Genomic DNA, 18946 nt, shown 5'->3' on the forward strand with positions numbered 1-18946 from the left:
GACAAATGACAAATGACAAATGACAAATGACAAATGACAAATGACAAATGACAAATGACGATCCTCAATTTTTCCCACCGACTTATTCAGGCTGTTCATTAACTTCGGGTAGTGAGTTGTCAGCTTCATTCGTGCGTTGGGCAAATCCCCAAAGGAAGATCAAAGCAATAATGGTAATCATTAACCATTCGGGCGGCACGAATTCTGGATTAATCGCCCGAACCAAAAGTCGCAATCCGACTATACCGACGGTAATGTAACCCGCATCCTCCAGATTGGCATACTCCTGTAGCCAGCGGATGAATAAACCTGCCATAAATCGTAGAGTAATCACACCGATGGTGCCACCTGCCAGAACCAGCCAGATTTGGTCAGAAATCGCGATCGCGGTGGTGACACTATCTAAGGAAAATGCTAGATCAGTAATGGCGATCAGAGGAATCACTTGTAACAGCGATGTAAATCGGGGTCCATGATGGTGATGTTGTTCATCTTCCTCTGAGGTGAAATGCTCGAAGACTAACCAAAGCAAATAAGCAGCACCGAGAAGTTCAAATTGCCAAAACTTGACCACCCACGTTGCCGTCAGAATCAGACTGATCCGCAGGACATAAGCCACCACCAAGCCAAAGTTCAGCGCTTGTCGCTGAAGTTGCTTGTCTTCTAACCCTTGAGCAATTGTTGCCAGCGCGATCGCGTTATCGGCTGACAGCACGGCTTCGAGGGCAACCAAAATCAGCAGGACTAAGGGGGCTTCTATTCCTAGATTGAACGGTAACTTAAAAACTTGATCCAGCATTAATGAAATAAATGAAATAAATAATGATTTCGAGTATTGACGAGGACGTAAGCTGCTCTTGCTCGGCAACTATGAGTCCTTCTGTTAACTAATCTTAACGTGTTGCCCGAAATTTCTGCCGAAAACGGAGCAATAGCCAGTAGACTAAAGGTCATATTGATGTTTAATTAGGAGCTTGTAAACCATGTCCCTTTCAGATACCCAAGTTTTCGTCGCTCTCGTCGTAGCGCTCATTCCCGGTATCTTAGCCTTCCGTTTAGCTACGGAACTCTATAAGTAGTTCTCATTCTCAATCTGGCTGGGAACTGGCAAGGATGAGGGGTGTGATGTCCACCCTTGTCTTGTAGATACGGTTTGAGTTGCACCCCTCATCTCATAATTCCGGATAATGGCAGCAAAATGCTTTAAGGTATCTGACTATCTTCAGCAGAGTATTGCCTGCGGAAAACTCTTCGTCTATGATCTGAACTTTAGGCGACCAGCTCGGTCGTTTCAGTCTGTGGACTGGTGAGTGCCGACACTGCCAGGATGAAGCCGGATGAAAATGTTAGCGATTGTTAGCATTTCATTTTGGCAACGGACATACGTTCCATCAACCCCTAGGCGTACAGTTTAAAAGCACGAGTCTGTAACGATCCAGACGAGAGGTGAACGCTGGCACGTCAAACGTCGTTAGTCAATAAGGCGGTAGGGGTCTTACCAACTTTTGTACAAGGGAAGCGATACTTTTATGCCGAGCTTTCCTCTGCCGCTAAATCAAAGACGATAACGGGAGTCTCCAGCGAGTTTTTTTTGAGATGAATGCAATCCCAACCTCTCGACCCACTCGGCAACCTTTACCAACCCGCCGCAGGGTTACTCGCCAAGAGCGTCGTCCTCGGCGGCATTCCTACTCCGTTGTGGCGGGTGAAATTACGGTTAAATTAGTGGTAAATCTGATTCTTTGTACTGCCGCGATCGCGGGATTGGCACAACTGTTGCCCTATCATCTGTCCCAAAAGGCGAAGTTGCAAGAAGTACGATCGGAAGTGAAACGCACCCAAAGCCGTGTTCAGAAACTCCGCAGTGACTTCGGCGAAGCGTTTGATCCGGCACAAGCTAGACGAGTTATGCAAGATCAAAGTTATCGGGTTGATCCAAATCAGCGTCAAGTCGTCTGGGAAGATCGACGTCTCATGCCCGATAACTAAATAGGGGCTGCTGAATAAATTTTGGGGTGGAGAGAGGGAACAGTTTCAACCCCCTGTTGAGGTTTGAATTCATGCGCTTAAGGGATCAAGCAACTCACCCATCCAGGTTTCAACTTTCTGGCGCAGACGACCCGAGGTTCCTGACACAGGGAGTTGAGAGAGGGCGCGTTGATAGTCAGCGATCGCGCAGTTCCAGTCCCCTCGCAGATGATAGGTACGACCTCGTTCGGCATAGATGTGGTTTTGTAGGCATCCCAGGATTAAAGCCAAGTCCAGGTTTTCGATGGCGAGGTCATAAAGCCCTAATTCCCGAAATGTAATGGCTTGGTTAATCCAAGTGCGAACATTACGGGGATTGAGATCCAATGCTTTTTCGTAATCAGCAAGGGCTTTGGCTAATTGTCCCATGGCAGCATAGTAATTGCCGCGATTATTGTAAGCGCTGTCCAATTCGGGATTGAGTTGTAAGGCTCGGTTGTAATCGTCTAAAGCTTTTTGACGCTGACCCATTTGGAAGTAAATCAATCCTCGGTTGTTATAGTCAATGGCGTGGGTAGGATGATGTTTAATTGCCTGACTCAAAAGCGCGATCGCACTCCTGTACTCTCCCTGTTTGGCTTTGCGTTGAGCTGAGGTGCGTAAATTTTTAATCGAAAGGTGGTCAGGGGTTTGAGGGGTCAGTGTAATCGTGGGTAAAGGCTGGGGTTTCCGGCGGGACATGGGAATCCATTGTCTATTCTGTTCATCGCCTTTGATAAATACATGAGCGTTCATAATCGTTCTCCAACAACACCTGCGGTCTATCTACAATCAACCTTAAGTCTGGCTGCACCCCGCGAGTTGGTGTCGGTGTGTCACTTCCTGAGGCGTCTTTACTCCTCTTAATAATCACCAGCCAACCCAACATATTGATGTTCTATGAGAAATCTACAGCACAACTTAGTTGCTTTCCTGAAATCTTAATGAATGAAGCTGAGTCATTCCCTCTATCCTGGGTGTTGTTCACCCCGCTAGCTGTGTGTACCTACAAAAATTGGCACAATTGTAATCAGCACTCAAACCTTTATTGCCATCTGGCGATGCTCCGTCCCCCAAACTTACAGGGTTAACGGTAACGTGCCAGAAATCTGCAACGTTTCTTTACATTCCCCAGCAAGTGATTGCCCAGTCTGACCCACAGATAAAGAATGTCCCGTCTAGAAGGTGGTAAAATGCAACCCAAGTAACTGATTGGTTTGGGTTGGGAATAATTAAGGACACTGAAAAATGGCAACGACAACAGCATTACAGGATGCTCCTGACGTTAGTGCAGATAACTATTTAGTGGTAGGGTTAGCCACCTGCTTCTTGAAACAAGAGGGTGAAGTTGAGGAGGTGAAAATCCTGGAACCAATTCCTTCGGCGGCTCTGGAGGCAGTTCTCAAAGGGATTCCGACCTCCTATTCCATGGCGTGTGGCACCACACTGGGCGAGGTTATCAGTGGTGACACCCCAGAAAAACCGCCGGAATTTCCCGCAGAGGCTCATTTTTGCGATGATTTTATCGCCCGCGCGATCGCCGCAGCTCGCACCTACAAAACTCGTCCGGAGGCACAAGCCCACATTCCCCCTGGTACAACGCGCAATGATTTCAATTACTCCATCGAACGCAAGCGGGTGCTGAATCAGATACGAGTTGTGCGTAAGGAAGACGACGTTAAACAGCACGAATACACTCACAAAGTTCTTTAATCAAAACAACGATGCTGAAACTTTATGGTGGCTCTCGCAGTCGGGCGTCAATTGTCCAGTGGTATTTAGAAGAATTGGGCGTTCCCTACGACTATGTATTGTTAGACATGCAAGCTGGAGAACATCGCCAGCCGAATTATCTGGCGATTAATCCCATGGGTAAAGTCCCAGCTATTATGGATGAGGATTTCCAACTGTGGGAGTCGGGAGCAATTTTGCTCTACCTGGCTCAAAAATATGGCAACCTGAACGGATTGGAGGAGCAAGCCACCATAGCTCAATGGATTTTGTTTGCCAATGCGACGCTTGGTCCGGGAATTTTTGTGGAGGCGAGTCGAGAGCGGGAAATGGCGAAATTATTTCCCCCGCTTGAGCAACGTTTACAGAATCAACCGTTCTTGTTGGGAGATAAGTTTAGTGTCGCTGATGTGGCTGTGGGATCGTATTTGAGTTATATCCCGATCATGTTACAGCTTGACCTAAGCGAGTACCCAGCTATTTCAGACTATATTAAACGCCTTGGTGAGCGATCGGCGTTTCAGAAAACCATTGGCGGACGCAGCTAAATATATAAAGCTGTGGACTATGAATCAGGACACCCCTAACTGGAATGTTGATGACTTAAGCTGGGTTTGTAGTAGGCACGAAGCGTGCCAGAAGCGCTCGCATTGCTTACTACAAACTCTAAAGTCAGTGCCATTTCCCCTAACTGGGTGTCCTTGCCATGATTTATTTTCGTGATTTACCGGAAACCCACAGCCGCTTGCCAAACAAACGCTAGCAGCAAGAAAAAGACGGGGATGACTGGGAGAACGTCTACGATAGGGTCAAAGATAGAGTAGGCTTCAGGCAATTTCGCCAACAGCATGGCTGCTTCCATAGTTAAGTCTTCCTTTCTAAGCGAATTTTCAGAATTGAAATGTATCTTAACATGAACTGGGTTACAACTGAGCTAGCTTCAGGGGGTAGGTTGGGTCTAGGGAAGAGACCCAACCGAAAAACCTAAACCTGAGCTGTTGCCAGTTCAGCTTCAGCCGCAACTGGATAAATGCTCACCTTCTTGCCAGATTTACCCTTTCTCTCGAAGGTCACCGTGCCATCAATCAGGGCAAATAGAGTATAATCTTTGCCACAACCGACATTGGTACCGGGGTGAAATTTTGTGCCACGCTGACGCACCAAAATGTTACCTGCTTTGACGACTTGACCGCCAAAGCGTTTAACTCCTAGCCGCTTGGCATTAGAGTCACGACCGTTACGAGTACTACCTGTACCTTTCTTGTGAGCCATAGTCTCCTCTTGTTTTAATGGTGTGATACCAAATCCGGGTTAGCTACCCCTGTTATAACCTAGTCCGCGCAGGCGGACTTTGCTTGTGTAGCAGCGATTTCAATCGCCTCCTCTTGCATGGAGTGATAAAGGCGGATTTGGTGTGAGTAGATTCCTATTCTTATTCTGAAGCCGTTTCCGATGTTGCTTCAGGGGCTGACTCCTCAGCCTCAGTTGGCATTACCTCTACAGGCGTCGCTGACGTCGGCGTTTCTGGGGATTCAGCGCTAGTACCCGCTAACACTGAACCATTCATACTAATAGCATCAACCATCAGACGGGTAACTTCCTGGCGATGTCCCCGTTTTTTGCGGGTTTTCTTCTTCGGCTTCATCTTGTAGACCAGGATTTTGCGATCGCGAAAATGTCGCATCACCGTGCCTTCGATTGTTGCCCCTTCAACTAAAGGCTGACCAATGGTGACGTCACCATTATGCTCAACCAGCAACACCCGTTCAATGGTGACTTTCTCTTCGGGTTCAACGGGCAGGAGTTCAATGTCGTAAAAACGACCGGGTTCAACTCGTAGTTGTTTGCCGCCTGTCTCAATAATTGCGTAACTCATGGAATTGTCCTTAAATGTAGCCGTACAGGTAGCTAGCTCATTAGTAGGTTAGGACTAAGACACAACATCAGATATACAAGCGACAGCACTGTCTAACTTAACACTTGTACTAAGCCTAACGACTTTTCCTTAGTCCTAATCCCGTAGAGAAGCGATAAATCGCTGTGACTCTCAGGCTTTGAGCTGCTTTTGCTATATCTTTACCTGATCCGAGCAGGTGTATAAAGGCATTTTATGACCTTAACTTATAAATGCTAAACTTGTCAAGTTTGAACAAAGTTTTTTTGCCCAAGTCACTTCATTCTCAATACTCTAACCATTTTGACAAATCTCGCTGAAGCAACTCTTGAAGCTGAAGAATGTCTTCTCTATAAAATTCGACGAGTTGCTTGCGGACTTCTTGTGAAACTTTAGGTTTAACAAGATTTCCATTGTTAACAGTGAACGTAATTTGCTGGCGCAGTTTATCGGGAAACAGTGGCTTCAATATCGATTTGATTGGGTTTTGTTTGTTAAAGAGTGCATATAAAGTTTTATTTTTTGGAGCGCGGCGGGATTCTCTAACTCTTTCGGATAAACAAGGAATAAATGTTTCGTTGACTTCTAAAAATTTAAAAATGTCTGGTAAAACACTGAAAAGATTATTCTGGAAATCTTCATAGATATAAACTTTAATCTGATCACGTTCAAACACATCAATGTAGCGTTTCAGTTGGACATAGTATAACCCCCGTTTTTTGTAATGCCAAAAAGGCCACCAGTTATCTAATATTCGCTGTTCTTCTTGTTCAAGAGCTTGGGCAAAATCTGTTAATGGTTCACGACCTTGGTAGACCAAATGTAAAAAATTTGAATAAGCTCTATCAATTGGATTGCGAAGCATAGTAATCAGCTTCACATGAGGAATATAGTGTTTTATCCGTTTAACCGCATTCGAGCTGTAAAGGTAGATTGTAGATGCTTCGCCAATCGCTATTTCATCGGTTACTTTATCAAATAGTGCTTGATAGGCATCAATGTTAGTCACAACTGACTTGGCTTCTTTGGAGTCATCGGGACCGCAAAAATTCAATGTTTCTCCTTCATAGGCAAAGAACTTTGGTTCTTTTGCAGGACTCATGTAAATTTGCGGATGCTGCTTTAAATATCTATAAAGTGAAGTCGTTCCTGTTTTCGCCGCCCCTACAATTAAAAAATTAGGCATTATCATATTTTGAACTCATAGTTTAATTGTACAGACATTGTTACCTGATTAATTACATAATTTATTTTTTTTCTATTTTATGTACCTCATAATCTTTGCTAATCGATTTTCCCAAGAAAATTGACGAGCAAAACCAATTTGCTCTGAATGACCATTCTTTCTTCGGGGATAGGTTTCTAGAGTATATTGAAGGCAATGAGCGAATTGATTGGGATTATCAGGTTCACACCAAACCGCAATCATATTTGTCTCCTTGAATTCCATTAATGGTGGGATCTCTGTTGCTACAATAGGAGTTCCAGACGCCAAATATTCAAAAAATTTGAGGGGTGAGGTAAACGTTGCTGCTTCGCCCGAACAGTGCGGATGAGCTAAGATATCGGCAGCTTGCAGTAAACTAGGTAAATGTTCGTGCTGAATGTAACCTAAGAACGTAACATTATCAACCTGTTTTTCCCTGGCTAGTTGACGATAGGCTTGTACCTGCGATTCATCTCCTCCAGCAAAGGCAAATTGAATCTGGGGTAATTTTTTAGCAACATCAATTAGCAGATCAACCCCTTTAAATCGATACAATCCTCCTGAATATACTATCAAGTTTTGTCGTCCCTCGGCTAGCAACTTTTGTCGCCATTGTTCAGCTTTGTCAGGTTGTCGAACTAGAAACGATTGATTAAAGCTAAGATGAAGCTTGAGAATTTTCTCTGGTGGCATTCCCTTTTGAATCATTTTCTCGCGCACAGGTTCGGCAACTGTTACCGCTACTTGAAAGAGAGGATGCTGGACAATTTCTGGTTCATATTTATGGTTGGGATAGTGTTCTCGCTCGTAAATAACTGGAATACCAGATTTAATAGCTATCTTTACCAAATTCCAATCTAAAGTATGCAAAACTTTAGTATGAGGAAAAATATGAACAGGAAAATAGTACTTGCAGACGATCGTACTGGGGTGAGTCCACTTTCCTCCAATTCGACCAATGGGCCACGGCATGGCTAGGGGAATAACTTTAAGTTTATTGTGAATGTTGTAATGTTTAACAATTGTTTCCTCTGGCTGATTCAGGCGAAATGGATAAATCCAGTCAATGGGATTAAGGGATTGCCGTGGTTTTTGAAGATAGACTAAAACAGCCGGATAACCCAGGTTTGCTGCTGCATTAGCCGTATTAACATCATGAACTATATGAGCTTCTGGTTTAGGTAATACATTTCTCGTGAAAAAAATATAATATTTATTCATCGGATTGTTATATTTTTTAAAGATTTTGAAGAGAGTAACGCCTATTTTTTTGACATTCTAGCGCTATTCTCAAACAATTCAATAGTATTAAGGATATTAATGGCTGAACTATAGGATTCTTCTAATAATTCATTCTCCTCTTCTGGGGTATCTACTAAGTCATCCGCTAACAACCGGATAGAACCGAGCATGGAATTGAGCATGGTTCGGACTTCGTGAGAGGCTTTCATTAAAGCAGGATTTGTGGTGGGCGTACCTTGAGGATGTTCCGCAAATTGCATCTGATACAACCGTGCATAATATCCTCCTTTGCGTAAAAGTTCGTCATGTTTCCCGACTTCCATCACACACCCTTTCTCTAAAACCGCAATTTGATCGGCGTTTTGCACAGTCGAAAGGCGGTGAGCAATAACCAAAGTTGTGCGATCGCGACTCAATTCCTCCAGCGCTTCTTGCACCAAACGCTCAGAAACCGTATCTAATGCACTCGTAGCTTCGTCCAGAATCAAGATATCCGGATTTTGTAAAATAGCGCGAGCAATAGCAAGGCGCTGACGCTGTCCTCCTGATAATAATACCCCGCGATCGCCAATCATCGTATTAAACCCCCCAGGGAGTTGTTCAATAAATTCTAAGGCATTCGCCCGTCGCGCCGCTTCAATCACATCTTTTTCGGAAGCATCTGGTCGAGCATAAGCAATATTATCATGAACCGAGGTATTGAACAAAAAAGTATCCTGGCTAACAATTCCCATATTATTACGCAGACTTTTGATATCAAACTCCTGTAAATCGATTCCATCTAGGGTGATACTCCCCTCTGTGGGATCATAAAATCGTGGTAATAAATCCGCTAACGTTGACTTACCTGCACCCGATGCTCCCACTAACGCTAATGTTGTCCCACGAGGTAAATCTAAATTAACCTCTTTTAACACTACCTTGTTCGGTTGAGTCGGATAGGCAAACGATAGCTGATGAAAATAAATTCCTTTTTTCAATGGATGATAAGGCTGAGAACCCGGCTGCATAAAGGGCTTATTATCATAACGCAAGAAGTCATGTGCTACTTCCACACTGGCTGAACTATTCGCTAAGGAACCCCTCGCTTTATTTAATTGGGAAATTAACGGTAAGAGCCGTTGCAGTAAGATGAGAAAACTTAGTAATACCGCCGATAGAGCCTCTATCTGACTAGCAAAAAATATTCGTCCCATAAATACAATTGTCAGCAAACCGACAATGCTAGTCACTTCACCAACAGGTGCTATAGCTGCATTGTTTGCCTGGGATTTAAAATCCGCCTTTTCGCGATCGCGGATTAGCTTTCGGATTCGCTGATACTCTCTCTCATCATTACCAGTAGATTTAACGAGTCGAATTCCACTCAACGTTTCTAGCACAGCAATCGAATAAGCTTTTGACAGACTTGATAGCTGTTTGCCAAATGCTTTGGCACGACTAATTGAGTATTGATTGACTAACGCCACAATAGCCACCAGAACCGTTGAAGCTAAAGTTAATTGCCAGGAAAGAGCCAGTAGTAAGGCGAGAAATACTAGGGCATTCGTCACCGTCACCATCATATTCAGTATAGTGCTGACCTCCCCAGCGGCTCGACCAATTTCTGTCCCTAGGCGATTCACTAGATCACCGACTTTCATGCGAGAGTAAAAATCTATATCTACGTCGAGCAATAATTTCACGCCGGCTTCACGTAAATCACATGTAATTCGGCGTCTCAACGAACTGGAGGCTAATGTACTGGCATAATTAGAAAGATTTTTTAATATAATGAGTCCCACAATAGCTCCCGCCATCGCTACCAGTCGATAATTTCCCGGCAGGTTATTAAAGGGAGACATAATCGCCTGGAGAATGGGCGGACCACTTTTTAAATCTAAATCTATACCTAAAAGATTTAAAACGATCGGAGCGATTAGGGCTGTACCAATACCGTTAAATAATCCACCCGATAATCCTAAGAGAACCGTTGTCCCCACTCGAATCGGATATCGTCTAATAACTTTTGATAATAAATTGGAAGCCATAGAGTCTTATTTGTTTAGTATGATCAATACTTAAAACTATAATTGACTAATCACTTCAGATAGTATATCTGCCATTTTATCTATACTGTAACACTCCATACACCTTTGTCTCGCTTCTTTCCCTCGCTCATTGGCGTCTTGGTAGTTTTGAAATATCCACCGAATTTTATCAGCAATTTGTTCAGGAGAACTGGCATCGACCAAATAACCCGTGTTTCCTAAAATTTCTGGAATGTCGCCAACGCGGGTGGATAAAATTGGTTTGCCCATTGCCATAGCATCGGTTAGTTTGAGTGGAAACTGAGCTTTAGCTGCTGGAGTATCGCGCTGAGGAACGACTACAATATGAGCTGCCGCAACGACTTCAGGCATTGCTGACACAGGTAATCTGGGTAACTTGATAATCCAACGTCCCCATTTTTCCATCAGTTGATGATCATAATCATCGTATGGACTACCCCCAACAATGACAAGCCTTAAGTCGGGCTCATTTAATTGATCGAGCGCGATTAAAACATCTTCTACACCTTTATAAGGGCGTGGCGCTCCTGGAAACATGAGAACTCGATAGTCAGTCAGATCATATCGTTTTCTACTGGTTTCTGGATTATACTGACTGGGGTCAAACACTGTCGTATCTTTGCCCTGAGGTAGATATACACCACCAAACCGTTCTTGCATGAAATGGGTGTGAGTTGTAATTACATCAGCTTGGGAAACTAACCCTTCGGTCAACCTTAAATAAACAGGATGATTCGGATTTCTGAGAGCGCCTTCAGGTTTTAAAATATCTCTAGCGAATTGTTTTATGCTAGGACGGTATGCCCAATCATCACCTCCATACCAACTTAACTCCCAATCGTCTATATCTAAGAGAACAGGACATCTGGTTTTAAACTTTTTAATAAGGGCAACCCCAAAACTTGTTGGTTTTAATTTGCTGGCATAAATAATATTGCCTTGAATATTTTTAATTAGAGTATTAATTGAAATAATGAATTTTGGATAATTATAAGCGGGAATTGTAATAATAGGAATTTCAGAATGCGGAATATCTGAACTCTGCTCGTGGGGAACAAATCCTATAACTTCGACTTCATAATTGAGTTTCTTGAGAGCTTTATACAATAAAAAAGGTCGCACGGCTCCGCCCCACCTGCCAGATCCACTGCTCGATAAGTCACTGACAACTAATGAAATTTTCCGTTTAGGTTTCAACGATTTTGTCTTTTTTAACTGATCCACTGTAGTCGTCCCATTTGCCGTTCATCCAAGACACGATTGATATAACTACGTTCCTCTTCCGTAACTTTATAGTCAGAAAGCATCGTAGTAACCAACTGAAGATACTCCCAACGGCTCAATTGACCTGTATCGAGAATCCGATCAACAATTGGCGCGATCGCGGGACTAGAGGGGCGTTGAACAGTTCCTGCCATGGGCGGTTAGTCTTTTTTAGCGGTGACCTAGATTTTCGACTAAGATAGCCTAGTTAACCGAGGTTCGTCATCTCAAGCTGAGTGAGCGGCAGTAGAGACTAGGATGAAGGTTAAAGGCTATGCGAGTATTTCCATTCTAAATCTAATGCCTATTGACACGATTTGCCATTGAGGTGGTTTATCTGTCGAATAGGGAAAATGATTGATAGCAAACTTTTCTCTTGGAGAAACGATTCAATATGCAAGTCCATCGACTACCAGCCCTTTCAGATAACTATATCTTTTTGCTGCATGAACCTGAACAGAACATTGCTGCTGTGGTTGATCCAGCCGAGGCTCAACCTGTATTACAGCATCTGGAAAAACTGGGTGCAGAGTTAGTAACAATTTTTAACACTCATCATCATTCGGATCATGTGGGTGGAAATCAAGAATTAATTCAGCGATACCCTGATGTCTGTGTCTATGGGGGAACCCAAGATCGTGGCAGAATTCCGGGACAACAGGTATTTTTACAAGAGGGAGACCCGGTTAAGTTTAGCGATCGCACGGCTGAGGTCTTTTTTGTTCCCGGTCATACTAGCGGGCATATTGCCTACTATTTTCCCCCGGTCACCAGCGATGATGTGGGTGAGTTATTCTGTGGTGATACCATATTTGCCGGAGGATGTGGCAGGCTTTTTGAAGGGACACCCACGCAAATGCTTGATTCCTTGAGTAAGCTGCGAAGGTTACCGGACAACACCCGTGTCTGGTGCGCCCATGAATACACCCTAAAGAATCTGAAATTTGCCCAAACCGTTGATCCCAACAACCCAGACCTGCAAAGCCGCTATACTGACGTTGAAGCGGCTCGTCGTCGAAAAGAGGCAACAGTCCCCTCCTTACTGGGCGTAGAAAAACTGACGAATCCCTTTTTGCGCTGGGAACAACCGACACTCCAAGAAGCGGTCAACAGTACAGAACCCGTGCAAACCTTTGCCCGATTGCGGGGAATGAAGGATCAATTTTAACCCAGGGTGTAGAGACGTAGCATGCTACGTCTCTACACGAATCCCAAATTTTCGTATAATTGGAGTTCTGAGTAAGCATCAATAATCTAAGTCAAATAGCCCGTACCCAAAAAAGACAATGGCAAAACGTGTACAGTTAGTTTTAAATCAAGACGTTAGGAAGCTAGGCAAATCCGGCGAACTGGTGGACGTCGCTCCTGGCTATGCTCGTAATTATTTAATTCCCCATGGGATTGGAACCTTAGCCACTGCTGGTATTCTCAAGCAAGTTGAGCGGCGCAAAGAACAAGAGCGACAACGTTTACTCGAAGAAAAGCAGCAAGCTGAAGCCCGTAAGACAGCATTAGAAACCATAGGTCGCTTTACCATCCGCAAGCAAGTGGGTGAACAAGAGGCAATCTTTGGTACGGTTACGGCAGCCGAGGTAGCAGAAGCCATTCAAGAAACCACAAACCAAGAGGTAGATCGTCGGGGAATCACGCTTCCCGATATCAGCAAGCTCGGTTTCTACAAAGCACAAGTCAAACTGCATCCAGAAGTTACGGCGGTTATAGAAATTCACGTTGCTCCGATGTAGAGACGTAGCATGCTACATCTCTACTCCGGATGTAGGGGCGGGTTTTACCGATAACGGTTTGGAACTGTCCCGATAACTTAACTCAACCCGCCCTTCCAGGGGAACAAGGAATTACAGCCCTCCGCTCCCCCGCTCCCCTGCTCCCCTACCCTCTGGTTGTACTCGCTATCTCTGGCGATGGCTTCAAACTTTAACCTTTCAATCATCCCTAGCTCTGTACCGCCTCAAAACATCGAGGCGGAGGAGTCTATTTTGGGTGGGATCATGCTTGATCCTGAAGCAATGAGTCGAGTGGTAGATTTATTATCTCCAGAAGCTTTCTACGTTAGCGTTCACCAAGAAATCTATAGATCTGCCTTCATTCTGCACCATGAAGGTAAGCCAACGGATTTCATGAGCGTTACCTCTTGGTTGTATGACCATAAATTATTAGACAAGGTGGGGGGTCAGAGCAAGATAGCGCAGTTAATGGATCGCACGGTGTCAGCCGTGAATATTGACCGCTACGCAGCGTTGGTGATGGATAAGTACCTGCGCCGTCAACTGATCCAATCGGGAAATGAGATTGTTCAATTGGGTTACCAGACACCGATGGCGTTGGACTTTGTTCTTGACCAAGCGGAACAGAAAATTTTCAATTTGACTCAGGTGCGTCCACAACAAGGGTTAGTGCCAATCTCTGAGACATTAATTCAAGCCTTCCAGGACATCGAAACGCTTCATGAAGGACTTGCCTTACCCGGTATACCCTCTAATTTCTATGACTTGGATGCGATAACGGGTGGATTTGGGCGTTCTGATTTAATTATTGTGGCGGGAAGACCCTCAATGGGTAAAACTAGCTTTGCGTTGGCTATGGCTCGCAATATTGCTAACCGATTTCCTGTCGCAATTTTTAGTTTAGAAATGTCCAAGGCGCAATTAGTCCAGCGGCTTTTATCCAGCGAGGCGGGCATTGAAAGTAACTATTTGCGAACGGGGCGAATTACTCAAAATCAATGGGAACCTCTCTCCCATGCGCTGGGAACGTTATCAGAATTACCCATTTATATCGAGGATACGCCTAACCCCACCGTTATGCAGATGCGATCAAATCTGCGGCGTCTCCAGGCTGAACAAGGAGGAACGCTGGGATTGGTATTGATCGATTACTTGCAGTTAATGGAAGGGAGTGGTAGTGACAATCGAGTCCAAGAACTGTCTCGGATTACCCGTTCTCTCAAAGGATTAGCCCGCGAACTGAATACTCCTGTGATTGCCTTATCTCAGCTTAGTCGAGGGGTAGAGGCGCGGACGAATAAGCGACCGATGATGTCCGATTTGAGAGAGTCGGGTTCGATTGAGCAAGATGCGGACTTAGTGATTATGTTGTACCGGGATGAGTATTACCATCAGGATACGCCCGATCAAGGGATCACGGAAGTGATTATTACCAAACATCGCAATGGTCCAACTGGTGTCGTGAAGTTGATTTTCGACCCTCAGTATACTCGCTTCCGCAATCTTGCCAATCCCAATCAGTGATTATTTAGTCATTCGTCATTTGTCATTTGTCATTTGTCATTCGTCATTTGTCATTTGTCATTCGTCATTTGTCATTTGTCATTCGTCTCGCCAGCCGCCTTGGGTTGAAGCCCAAGGACCAACGCTCAAGTTAGAAGAGAGCTAGCTGACTAGGAAAGGCTGGACAAGTTTTAACTAATTTTTAGTAATTCCACATCAAAAATTAGAGTCGCGTTGGGCGGAATCACGCCACCTGCACCACGGGAACCATACCCCAATTCCGGGGGAATGATCAGCCGACGACGTCCGCCCACTTTCATCGTGGCAACGCCTTCATCCCAGCCTTTGATCACCCGTCCTACACCGAGTTTAAAGGAAAACGGACGGTTGCGATCGCGGGAACTATCAAACTTGGTGCCATCCTCCAGGGTTCCGGTATAGTGAACCACAACGGTTTGACCTTTTTGGGGTTGTGCGCCTTCACCTTCTTTGAGTTCGATATATTTCAAACCCGATGGTGTGGTAACAACCTCCTGCTCGGTGTTCTGTTCCTCAGTTGAATCCGTACTCATAGCAATTGATTGATTTTCAGGGATTGGTTTAGCCTGGGTAACTTGGGTTAGGGGTTGAGGTTGGGTTGGGTTGAGTTCGTCGGCGGTTGCACTCCCACGGCTGAGTTGAGTCACGACCAACAACAATCCACAGGCAACAATAACACCTAAGCTGATTAGAATATCTCTCAAAATCTATCCTCCTATTCAATGTTTGATTAACGCCACAGCTTATTTTCTAGATCCCGCACTTGACGTTCCAACCTATCAATGCGCCCCCGCAATTCATCCACTTCCGTTTGCCGAGGCACACCTAACTCCTGCAACAGATGCCGTAGCTGTCGTTCCATGTTGACTTCAAAGTTACCTTGCTCCGATTTGATCTGCTGCACCATATCATCAACGAATCCTTGGGCTTGCTCTGGATTAATTTTTCCATCTTTTACCCATTCATCGCTAACTTCTCGTAGTTTGTCTGCGACCATTGACGTTGTGCCTACACCAACCATCAATAACTGCTTCAGCCAATCTCTATTATCCATACGCTGTTCCTGTAACTCGGTGCTAACCCCAGGATAGGGGAAGGGAGGTTGATTCCAACCCCCAGTTCCATTTTGTGCTATCTTGCCCACAACTGCTGCCGTATTTACCCGCCCTGAAGCGAGAAGCAGAGGCAGAAAAACGACTATCTTTGACTTGAACTTGTTATGATTCAACCGTTTGCACCGTAACCGATCAAGCGTTTTATATGGTAATTGAGTATCTTAAAATTAGAGTCTCGCCCGAACTTCGGGAAACCTTTATTCTCAAAGATGCCGAAATCTGGACATCGATGCTGGCTCGCTGTCCGGGATTTATCAGCAAAGAAGTCTGGATTGAGCCAGAAACACCCACCGAAGTCATCCTGATTATTCGTTGGACAAGCCGTGAACAGTGGAAAGCTATTCCCCAAGAGCAGTTGGAGGGAACCCAACAGCAGTTCGAGCAGGAGTTTGGCAAAGATTATCAGATGATTCAGGCGAGTGAATATCAAGTGAGAAAATTCCCCCAAACACCCAGCTAACGTTAGACCTGATGCCCAATTGTCCCCGTTGCCATCAATCTATCAGTAATCGAGAAATTACTTGTCCTCATTGTGGCATGATTCTCAAAGCCTACGGTCATCCGGGTATTACCTTACACCGAGCCGTGGAACAAGAGTATTTGTGTCAAACCTGTCTCTATCATGCTGATGATACTTGTACGTTTCCTCAACGTCCCTATGCTAAGGAATGTACCCTTTACATGGATAAAGACCAGTCTCCGCTCGAACCTGAGTCGATTTATATGCCGCGTCGTACTTTCTTACAAGCGGCAAAATTGTGGTGTCAGCGTCACCCCGCCGTAGTCGGGTTACTGGGATTGCTTGCTGTTAGTATAGTGTTTACTTTACTCTCTAACTCCTGAGTGGTTACACTTTGAATTGAATCGCTTTTATCCATCCTTTTATGCCCAATCGGGAAAATCCCGTAGCTGGGCGGTTGAAACCGCAGCTACACAAACCAAACCCGCCTGCGCGGGTTTTCAATATTTCATTAGTCCTTGTCAAGCGCGATCGCGAGTACCGTTTCTTGATACAATTGTCCTAGTTCCGGACTATCCGATTCTTGTGCCATCCGAATTGTCATGTTTATAATCGGTGAAACTTTAGGTCACGTCACAGAAGCAGTTGTCTCATCCGTCTCAGTTGAGAGTAAGTGGTCTTCTGTTGTCAGTAAATGGTCTTCTGAAACCTGCTCCGTCGATTGGTCTTTTTCGGTACACACATCCAAATTAAACCAGAAGGTTGTACCAATCCCCACTTCACTAACTAAATAAACTCGACTGTGATGTTTTTCAACAATATTGCGGACAATAGAAAGACCTAAACCCGTCCCTTCCAGGGTATGAACTCGATTCTCGACGCGGAAAAAGCGATCAAAAATGTTTTCTTGATCCTCCCAATCAATCCCAATACCTGTATCAGAAATTTCCACGCGAACTTGGGGAATTTCATCCGGATGATGGGAATTGGGTTCTAGGGGATAGGCACGAATCACTACTCGTCCACCGGATTCGGTGAATTTCAGTGCATTGCCTACTAAGTTATCAAAGACTTGCAGCAATAAGTCATAATGCCCTAACACCGGAGGCAATTTAGGCGAAATTTCCTGTACCAGTTCAATCCCTTTATCCCGGGCATTAAGCTGGTAGGTGCGGAGGGTTTGCTCCACAGGTCCTGCAATATCTACGGGTTCAAAGTGATAAATGCGGCAAGATGTCTCCAGTCTGGACAAATCTAAAACATCATTAACCAGACGAGTTAAACGGTCAGTTTCTCGATTCGCCGTTTCCAGAAATTCTTGCCGTTCTACCTCGCTCAGGTCTTCGCCGTATTCGTGTAGGGTTTCGATGAATGATTTGATATTAAATAACGGCGTTCTCAGTTCGTGAGAAACATTGCTAATAAACTGACTCTTTGCCTCATTCAGTTCAACCTCACGGGTAATATCCTGCACCGTCATGGCAATACCTTTAATGCTCTCGCGGTATTGGTCAAACACCCGTGTCAGTAGAATCCGCACAGTACGCAGTGTGGGTTCAGTCAGGGTAATACGGAACTCCTCTCCTTCCCGTTCCGCCGCCGTTTCGCCGCCAGCAATTTGATACAGGGGTCGCGTCAGTTCTAGGGTGACGGCTGTCGGTAGATGATGCAGCACGTTTTCACCAACCAGGGTATGACCATCCCAGCCAAAAATACGCCGCGCTGTTGGGTTGACCAAAATCACGTTCAAGGTTGTATCCAGTAATACAGCACCATCTGCGATCGTATATACCAAAGTTTCCAGTTTGGCTTTTTCTGCGGTCAATTCCTCAATATTTTGTTCTTCATAACGCTCTAAGCGTTCTGCCATTTCGTTGAAGCTGGAAATCAGTTCTCCCAGTTCTCCACCCAGGGGTAAGTCAATGCGCTGCTTGAAGTTCCCTGCAGCAATATTTTTCACACCCGTGAGCAACTCTTTAATCGGTTGGGTAATCGTCAACGCATTAAATACGGCGCCCAGAATCACCATTACCCAAATCGAGATAAACACAGCAATGGTGACATCTCTAGTTAAATTTGAGGAGGCGACAACCGTGGGATTGGGGTTAATGCCAATGGCTAAAACGCCGAGATAGTTCCCTTCATGGGTGAGCGGGACAAAAACATCCGTAACTTCCCCGTCTGGGGTGACATGCTGCCGAACCATCGGCAAGTCGGAATTTTTGGCGTAGTCTTCGGGAAGCTGAATCCGGCGTCGAATGGAGAGAGAATTGTGGACTTCCGATTCAGAAAAGGGGATGCCGAAGAAAATTCTGCCATCCTCATCCGCGTAAATCATATAGCGGACACTAGAGGTACTGCTATAAAAACGGTGAGAAAAGCGAGCGACTTCGGTGAGATTGTTTTCGGCAATCTGAGGGGCGACATTCGCAGCCAGCAGTAGACCTAAATCCCGACCAAAACGAGTGTCGTTCACCCGGGCGTCTTGTTGAATCGTGTTGACTGCCCAAAAGGTCAAGCCACTCATAATCAGGGAGACGGCTAAGGTCGCCGCCGCCATTAGTCGGGTCTGGAGAGTAAACTCCGACCACCATCGTCCCAGTATCTCTCGGAAGGTTTTCAGCAAAGCCAGCAAAATTGGTTGATCAGCATTAAACGGAAGAGTTACCTTAATTTATCTTAATTCTCT

General features: G+C 45.0%; 22 protein-coding genes. 9 read left to right on the forward strand and 13 right to left on the reverse strand.

All coding sequences use genetic code 11. The features are described 5' to 3' along the window. Positions 1-82 precede the first annotated feature (82 nt). A complete protein-coding gene (locus RIB93_RS19265) occupies positions 83-799 on the reverse strand; it encodes a TerC family protein (protein ID WP_446374622.1) in 717 nt (238 codons plus the stop codon). Between the two features lie 184 nt (positions 800-983). On the opposite strand from RIB93_RS19265, the gene psaM reads away from it, so the two are divergent. Together psaM and RIB93_RS19275 are read left to right on the forward strand one after the other, a co-directional pair. After that, complete coding sequence (gene psaM / locus RIB93_RS19270; RefSeq protein ID WP_071777246.1) at positions 984-1079, forward strand: photosystem I reaction center subunit XII; 96 nt, start codon at positions 984-986, stop codon at positions 1077-1079. Positions 1080-1596: 517 nt separating this feature from the next. Further along, the gene (locus RIB93_RS19275; protein ID WP_446374624.1) at positions 1597-1989 is read left to right on the forward strand and encodes a slr1601 family putative cell division protein; all 393 of its coding nucleotides are present in this window, start codon (positions 1597-1599) and stop codon (positions 1987-1989) included. Between the two features lie 69 nt (positions 1990-2058). On the opposite strand, the gene RIB93_RS19280 is transcribed toward RIB93_RS19275, so the two are convergent. Next, on the reverse strand, positions 2059-2763 hold the full coding sequence (locus RIB93_RS19280) for a tetratricopeptide repeat protein (protein ID WP_446374626.1): 705 nt from the start codon (positions 2761-2763) through the stop codon (positions 2059-2061). 492 nt (positions 2764-3255) lie between these two features. On the opposite strand from RIB93_RS19280, the gene RIB93_RS19285 reads away from it, so the two are divergent. Together RIB93_RS19285 and RIB93_RS19290 are read left to right on the forward strand one after the other, a co-directional pair. Further along, positions 3256-3720: a hypothetical protein gene (locus RIB93_RS19285; RefSeq protein WP_446374628.1), complete on the forward strand. Its 465-nt coding sequence runs from the start codon at positions 3256-3258 to the stop codon at positions 3718-3720. An 11-nt stretch (positions 3721-3731) separates the two neighbouring features. Continuing rightward, entirely contained in the window at positions 3732-4286 is a 555-nt protein-coding gene (locus RIB93_RS19290; RefSeq protein ID WP_446374630.1) for a glutathione S-transferase family protein, read from the forward strand. A gap of 176 nt (positions 4287-4462) precedes the next feature. Here the strand turns inward: RIB93_RS19290 and RIB93_RS19295 are convergent, their stop codons facing one another. From RIB93_RS19295 to RIB93_RS19330, 8 genes are all read right to left on the reverse strand, one after another. Next, positions 4463-4600, reverse strand: a complete 138-nt coding sequence (locus RIB93_RS19295) for a photosystem II reaction center protein K (protein WP_006103223.1) — start codon at positions 4598-4600, stop codon at positions 4463-4465. A 122-nt stretch (positions 4601-4722) separates the two neighbouring features. Continuing rightward, a complete protein-coding gene (gene rpmA / locus RIB93_RS19300; protein ID WP_446374632.1) occupies positions 4723-5010 on the reverse strand; it encodes a 50S ribosomal protein L27 in 288 nt (95 codons plus the stop codon). Between the two features lie 160 nt (positions 5011-5170). Continuing rightward, entirely contained in the window at positions 5171-5614 is a 444-nt protein-coding gene (gene rplU / locus RIB93_RS19305; RefSeq protein WP_446374634.1) for a 50S ribosomal protein L21, read from the reverse strand. Positions 5615-5918: 304 nt separating this feature from the next. Then, positions 5919-6818 (reverse strand): sulfotransferase family protein, encoded by a 900-nt coding sequence (locus tag RIB93_RS19310; protein WP_446374636.1) that lies wholly within the window; start codon positions 6816-6818, stop codon positions 5919-5921. Positions 6819-6890: 72 nt separating this feature from the next. Further along, positions 6891-8060 (reverse strand): glycosyltransferase family 4 protein, encoded by a 1170-nt coding sequence (locus RIB93_RS19315; protein ID WP_446374638.1) that lies wholly within the window; start codon positions 8058-8060, stop codon positions 6891-6893. 41 nt (positions 8061-8101) lie between these two features. Then, positions 8102-10111 (reverse strand): ABC transporter ATP-binding protein, encoded by a 2010-nt coding sequence (locus tag RIB93_RS19320; RefSeq protein ID WP_446374640.1) that lies wholly within the window; start codon positions 10109-10111, stop codon positions 8102-8104. 36 nt (positions 10112-10147) lie between these two features. Beyond that, complete coding sequence (locus RIB93_RS19325; RefSeq protein ID WP_446374642.1) at positions 10148-11356, reverse strand: glycosyltransferase family 4 protein; 1209 nt, start codon at positions 11354-11356, stop codon at positions 10148-10150. Beyond that, positions 11344-11550 (reverse strand): hypothetical protein, encoded by a 207-nt coding sequence (locus RIB93_RS19330; RefSeq protein ID WP_446374644.1) that lies wholly within the window; start codon positions 11548-11550, stop codon positions 11344-11346. The genes RIB93_RS19325 and RIB93_RS19330 overlap by 13 nt, the downstream gene beginning before the upstream one ends. 239 nt (positions 11551-11789) lie before the next feature. On the opposite strand from RIB93_RS19330, the gene gloB reads away from it, so the two are divergent. From gloB to dnaB, 3 genes are all read left to right on the forward strand, one after another. Continuing rightward, complete coding sequence (gene gloB, locus RIB93_RS19335) at positions 11790-12563, forward strand: hydroxyacylglutathione hydrolase (protein ID WP_446374646.1); 774 nt, start codon at positions 11790-11792, stop codon at positions 12561-12563. A gap of 118 nt (positions 12564-12681) precedes the next feature. Beyond that, positions 12682-13140, forward strand: a complete 459-nt coding sequence (gene rplI, locus RIB93_RS19340; protein ID WP_446374648.1) for a 50S ribosomal protein L9 — start codon at positions 12682-12684, stop codon at positions 13138-13140. A gap of 177 nt (positions 13141-13317) precedes the next feature. After that, positions 13318-14664 (forward strand): replicative DNA helicase, encoded by a 1347-nt coding sequence (gene dnaB, locus RIB93_RS19345; RefSeq protein ID WP_446374650.1) that lies wholly within the window; start codon positions 13318-13320, stop codon positions 14662-14664. A gap of 170 nt (positions 14665-14834) precedes the next feature. Here dnaB and RIB93_RS19350 read toward each other — a convergent pair whose 3' ends face one another. Continuing rightward, positions 14835-15386 carry an FKBP-type peptidyl-prolyl cis-trans isomerase gene (locus tag RIB93_RS19350; protein ID WP_006103150.1) on the reverse strand — a complete coding sequence of 184 codons (552 nt, stop codon included), beginning with the start codon at positions 15384-15386 and terminating at the stop codon, positions 14835-14837. Between the two features lie 26 nt (positions 15387-15412). Further along, a complete protein-coding gene (locus RIB93_RS19355; protein ID WP_044209078.1) occupies positions 15413-15736 on the reverse strand; it encodes a phasin family protein in 324 nt (107 codons plus the stop codon). 206 nt (positions 15737-15942) lie between these two features. Between RIB93_RS19355 and RIB93_RS19360 the strand changes: the two genes are divergently transcribed. Both RIB93_RS19360 and RIB93_RS19365 read left to right on the forward strand, forming a co-directional pair. Beyond that, complete coding sequence (locus tag RIB93_RS19360; protein WP_446374652.1) at positions 15943-16257, forward strand: TIGR03792 family protein; 315 nt, start codon at positions 15943-15945, stop codon at positions 16255-16257. A gap of 11 nt (positions 16258-16268) precedes the next feature. Continuing rightward, positions 16269-16640 (forward strand): hypothetical protein, encoded by a 372-nt coding sequence (locus RIB93_RS19365; RefSeq protein ID WP_446374654.1) that lies wholly within the window; start codon positions 16269-16271, stop codon positions 16638-16640. A 245-nt stretch (positions 16641-16885) separates the two neighbouring features. On the opposite strand, the gene nblS is transcribed toward RIB93_RS19365, so the two are convergent. After that, positions 16886-18892 (reverse strand): two-component system sensor histidine kinase NblS, encoded by a 2007-nt coding sequence (nblS, locus tag RIB93_RS19370; protein ID WP_446374656.1) that lies wholly within the window; start codon positions 18890-18892, stop codon positions 16886-16888. Positions 18893-18946: the final 54 nt, after the last annotated feature.

This window comes from Coleofasciculus sp. D1-CHI-01, assembly GCF_040218875.1.
GTDB lineage: Bacteria > Cyanobacteriota > Cyanobacteriia > Cyanobacteriales > Coleofasciculaceae > Coleofasciculus.

What these genes read in the sequence shown, in the direction of transcription:
- RIB93_RS19265 (WP_446374622.1), bottom strand. Translation starts at nt 799, where the DNA reads ATGCTGGATCAAGTTTTTAAGTTACCGTTCAATCTAGGAATAGAAGCC.
- psaM (WP_071777246.1), top strand. Translation starts at nt 984, where the DNA reads ATGTCCCTTTCAGATACCCAAGTTTTCGTCGCTCTCGTCGTAGCGCTC.
- RIB93_RS19275 (WP_446374624.1), top strand. Translation starts at nt 1,597, where the DNA reads ATGAATGCAATCCCAACCTCTCGACCCACTCGGCAACCTTTACCAACC.
- RIB93_RS19280 (WP_446374626.1), bottom strand. Translation starts at nt 2,763, where the DNA reads ATGAACGCTCATGTATTTATCAAAGGCGATGAACAGAATAGACAATGG.
- RIB93_RS19285 (WP_446374628.1), top strand. Translation starts at nt 3,256, where the DNA reads ATGGCAACGACAACAGCATTACAGGATGCTCCTGACGTTAGTGCAGAT.
- RIB93_RS19290 (WP_446374630.1), top strand. Translation starts at nt 3,732, where the DNA reads ATGCTGAAACTTTATGGTGGCTCTCGCAGTCGGGCGTCAATTGTCCAG.
- RIB93_RS19295 (WP_006103223.1), bottom strand. Translation starts at nt 4,600, where the DNA reads ATGGAAGCAGCCATGCTGTTGGCGAAATTGCCTGAAGCCTACTCTATC.
- rpmA (WP_446374632.1), bottom strand. Translation starts at nt 5,010, where the DNA reads ATGGCTCACAAGAAAGGTACAGGTAGTACTCGTAACGGTCGTGACTCT.
- rplU (WP_446374634.1), bottom strand. Translation starts at nt 5,614, where the DNA reads ATGAGTTACGCAATTATTGAGACAGGCGGCAAACAACTACGAGTTGAA.
- RIB93_RS19310 (WP_446374636.1), bottom strand. Translation starts at nt 6,818, where the DNA reads ATGCCTAATTTTTTAATTGTAGGGGCGGCGAAAACAGGAACGACTTCA.
- RIB93_RS19315 (WP_446374638.1), bottom strand. Translation starts at nt 8,060, where the DNA reads ATGAATAAATATTATATTTTTTTCACGAGAAATGTATTACCTAAACCA.
- RIB93_RS19320 (WP_446374640.1), bottom strand. Translation starts at nt 10,111, where the DNA reads ATGGCTTCCAATTTATTATCAAAAGTTATTAGACGATATCCGATTCGA.
- RIB93_RS19330 (WP_446374644.1), bottom strand. Translation starts at nt 11,550, where the DNA reads ATGGCAGGAACTGTTCAACGCCCCTCTAGTCCCGCGATCGCGCCAATT.
- gloB (WP_446374646.1), top strand. Translation starts at nt 11,790, where the DNA reads ATGCAAGTCCATCGACTACCAGCCCTTTCAGATAACTATATCTTTTTG.
- rplI (WP_446374648.1), top strand. Translation starts at nt 12,682, where the DNA reads ATGGCAAAACGTGTACAGTTAGTTTTAAATCAAGACGTTAGGAAGCTA.
- dnaB (WP_446374650.1), top strand. Translation starts at nt 13,318, where the DNA reads ATGGCTTCAAACTTTAACCTTTCAATCATCCCTAGCTCTGTACCGCCT.
- RIB93_RS19355 (WP_044209078.1), bottom strand. Translation starts at nt 15,736, where the DNA reads ATGGATAATAGAGATTGGCTGAAGCAGTTATTGATGGTTGGTGTAGGC.
- RIB93_RS19360 (WP_446374652.1), top strand. Translation starts at nt 15,943, where the DNA reads ATGGTAATTGAGTATCTTAAAATTAGAGTCTCGCCCGAACTTCGGGAA.
- RIB93_RS19365 (WP_446374654.1), top strand. Translation starts at nt 16,269, where the DNA reads ATGCCCAATTGTCCCCGTTGCCATCAATCTATCAGTAATCGAGAAATT.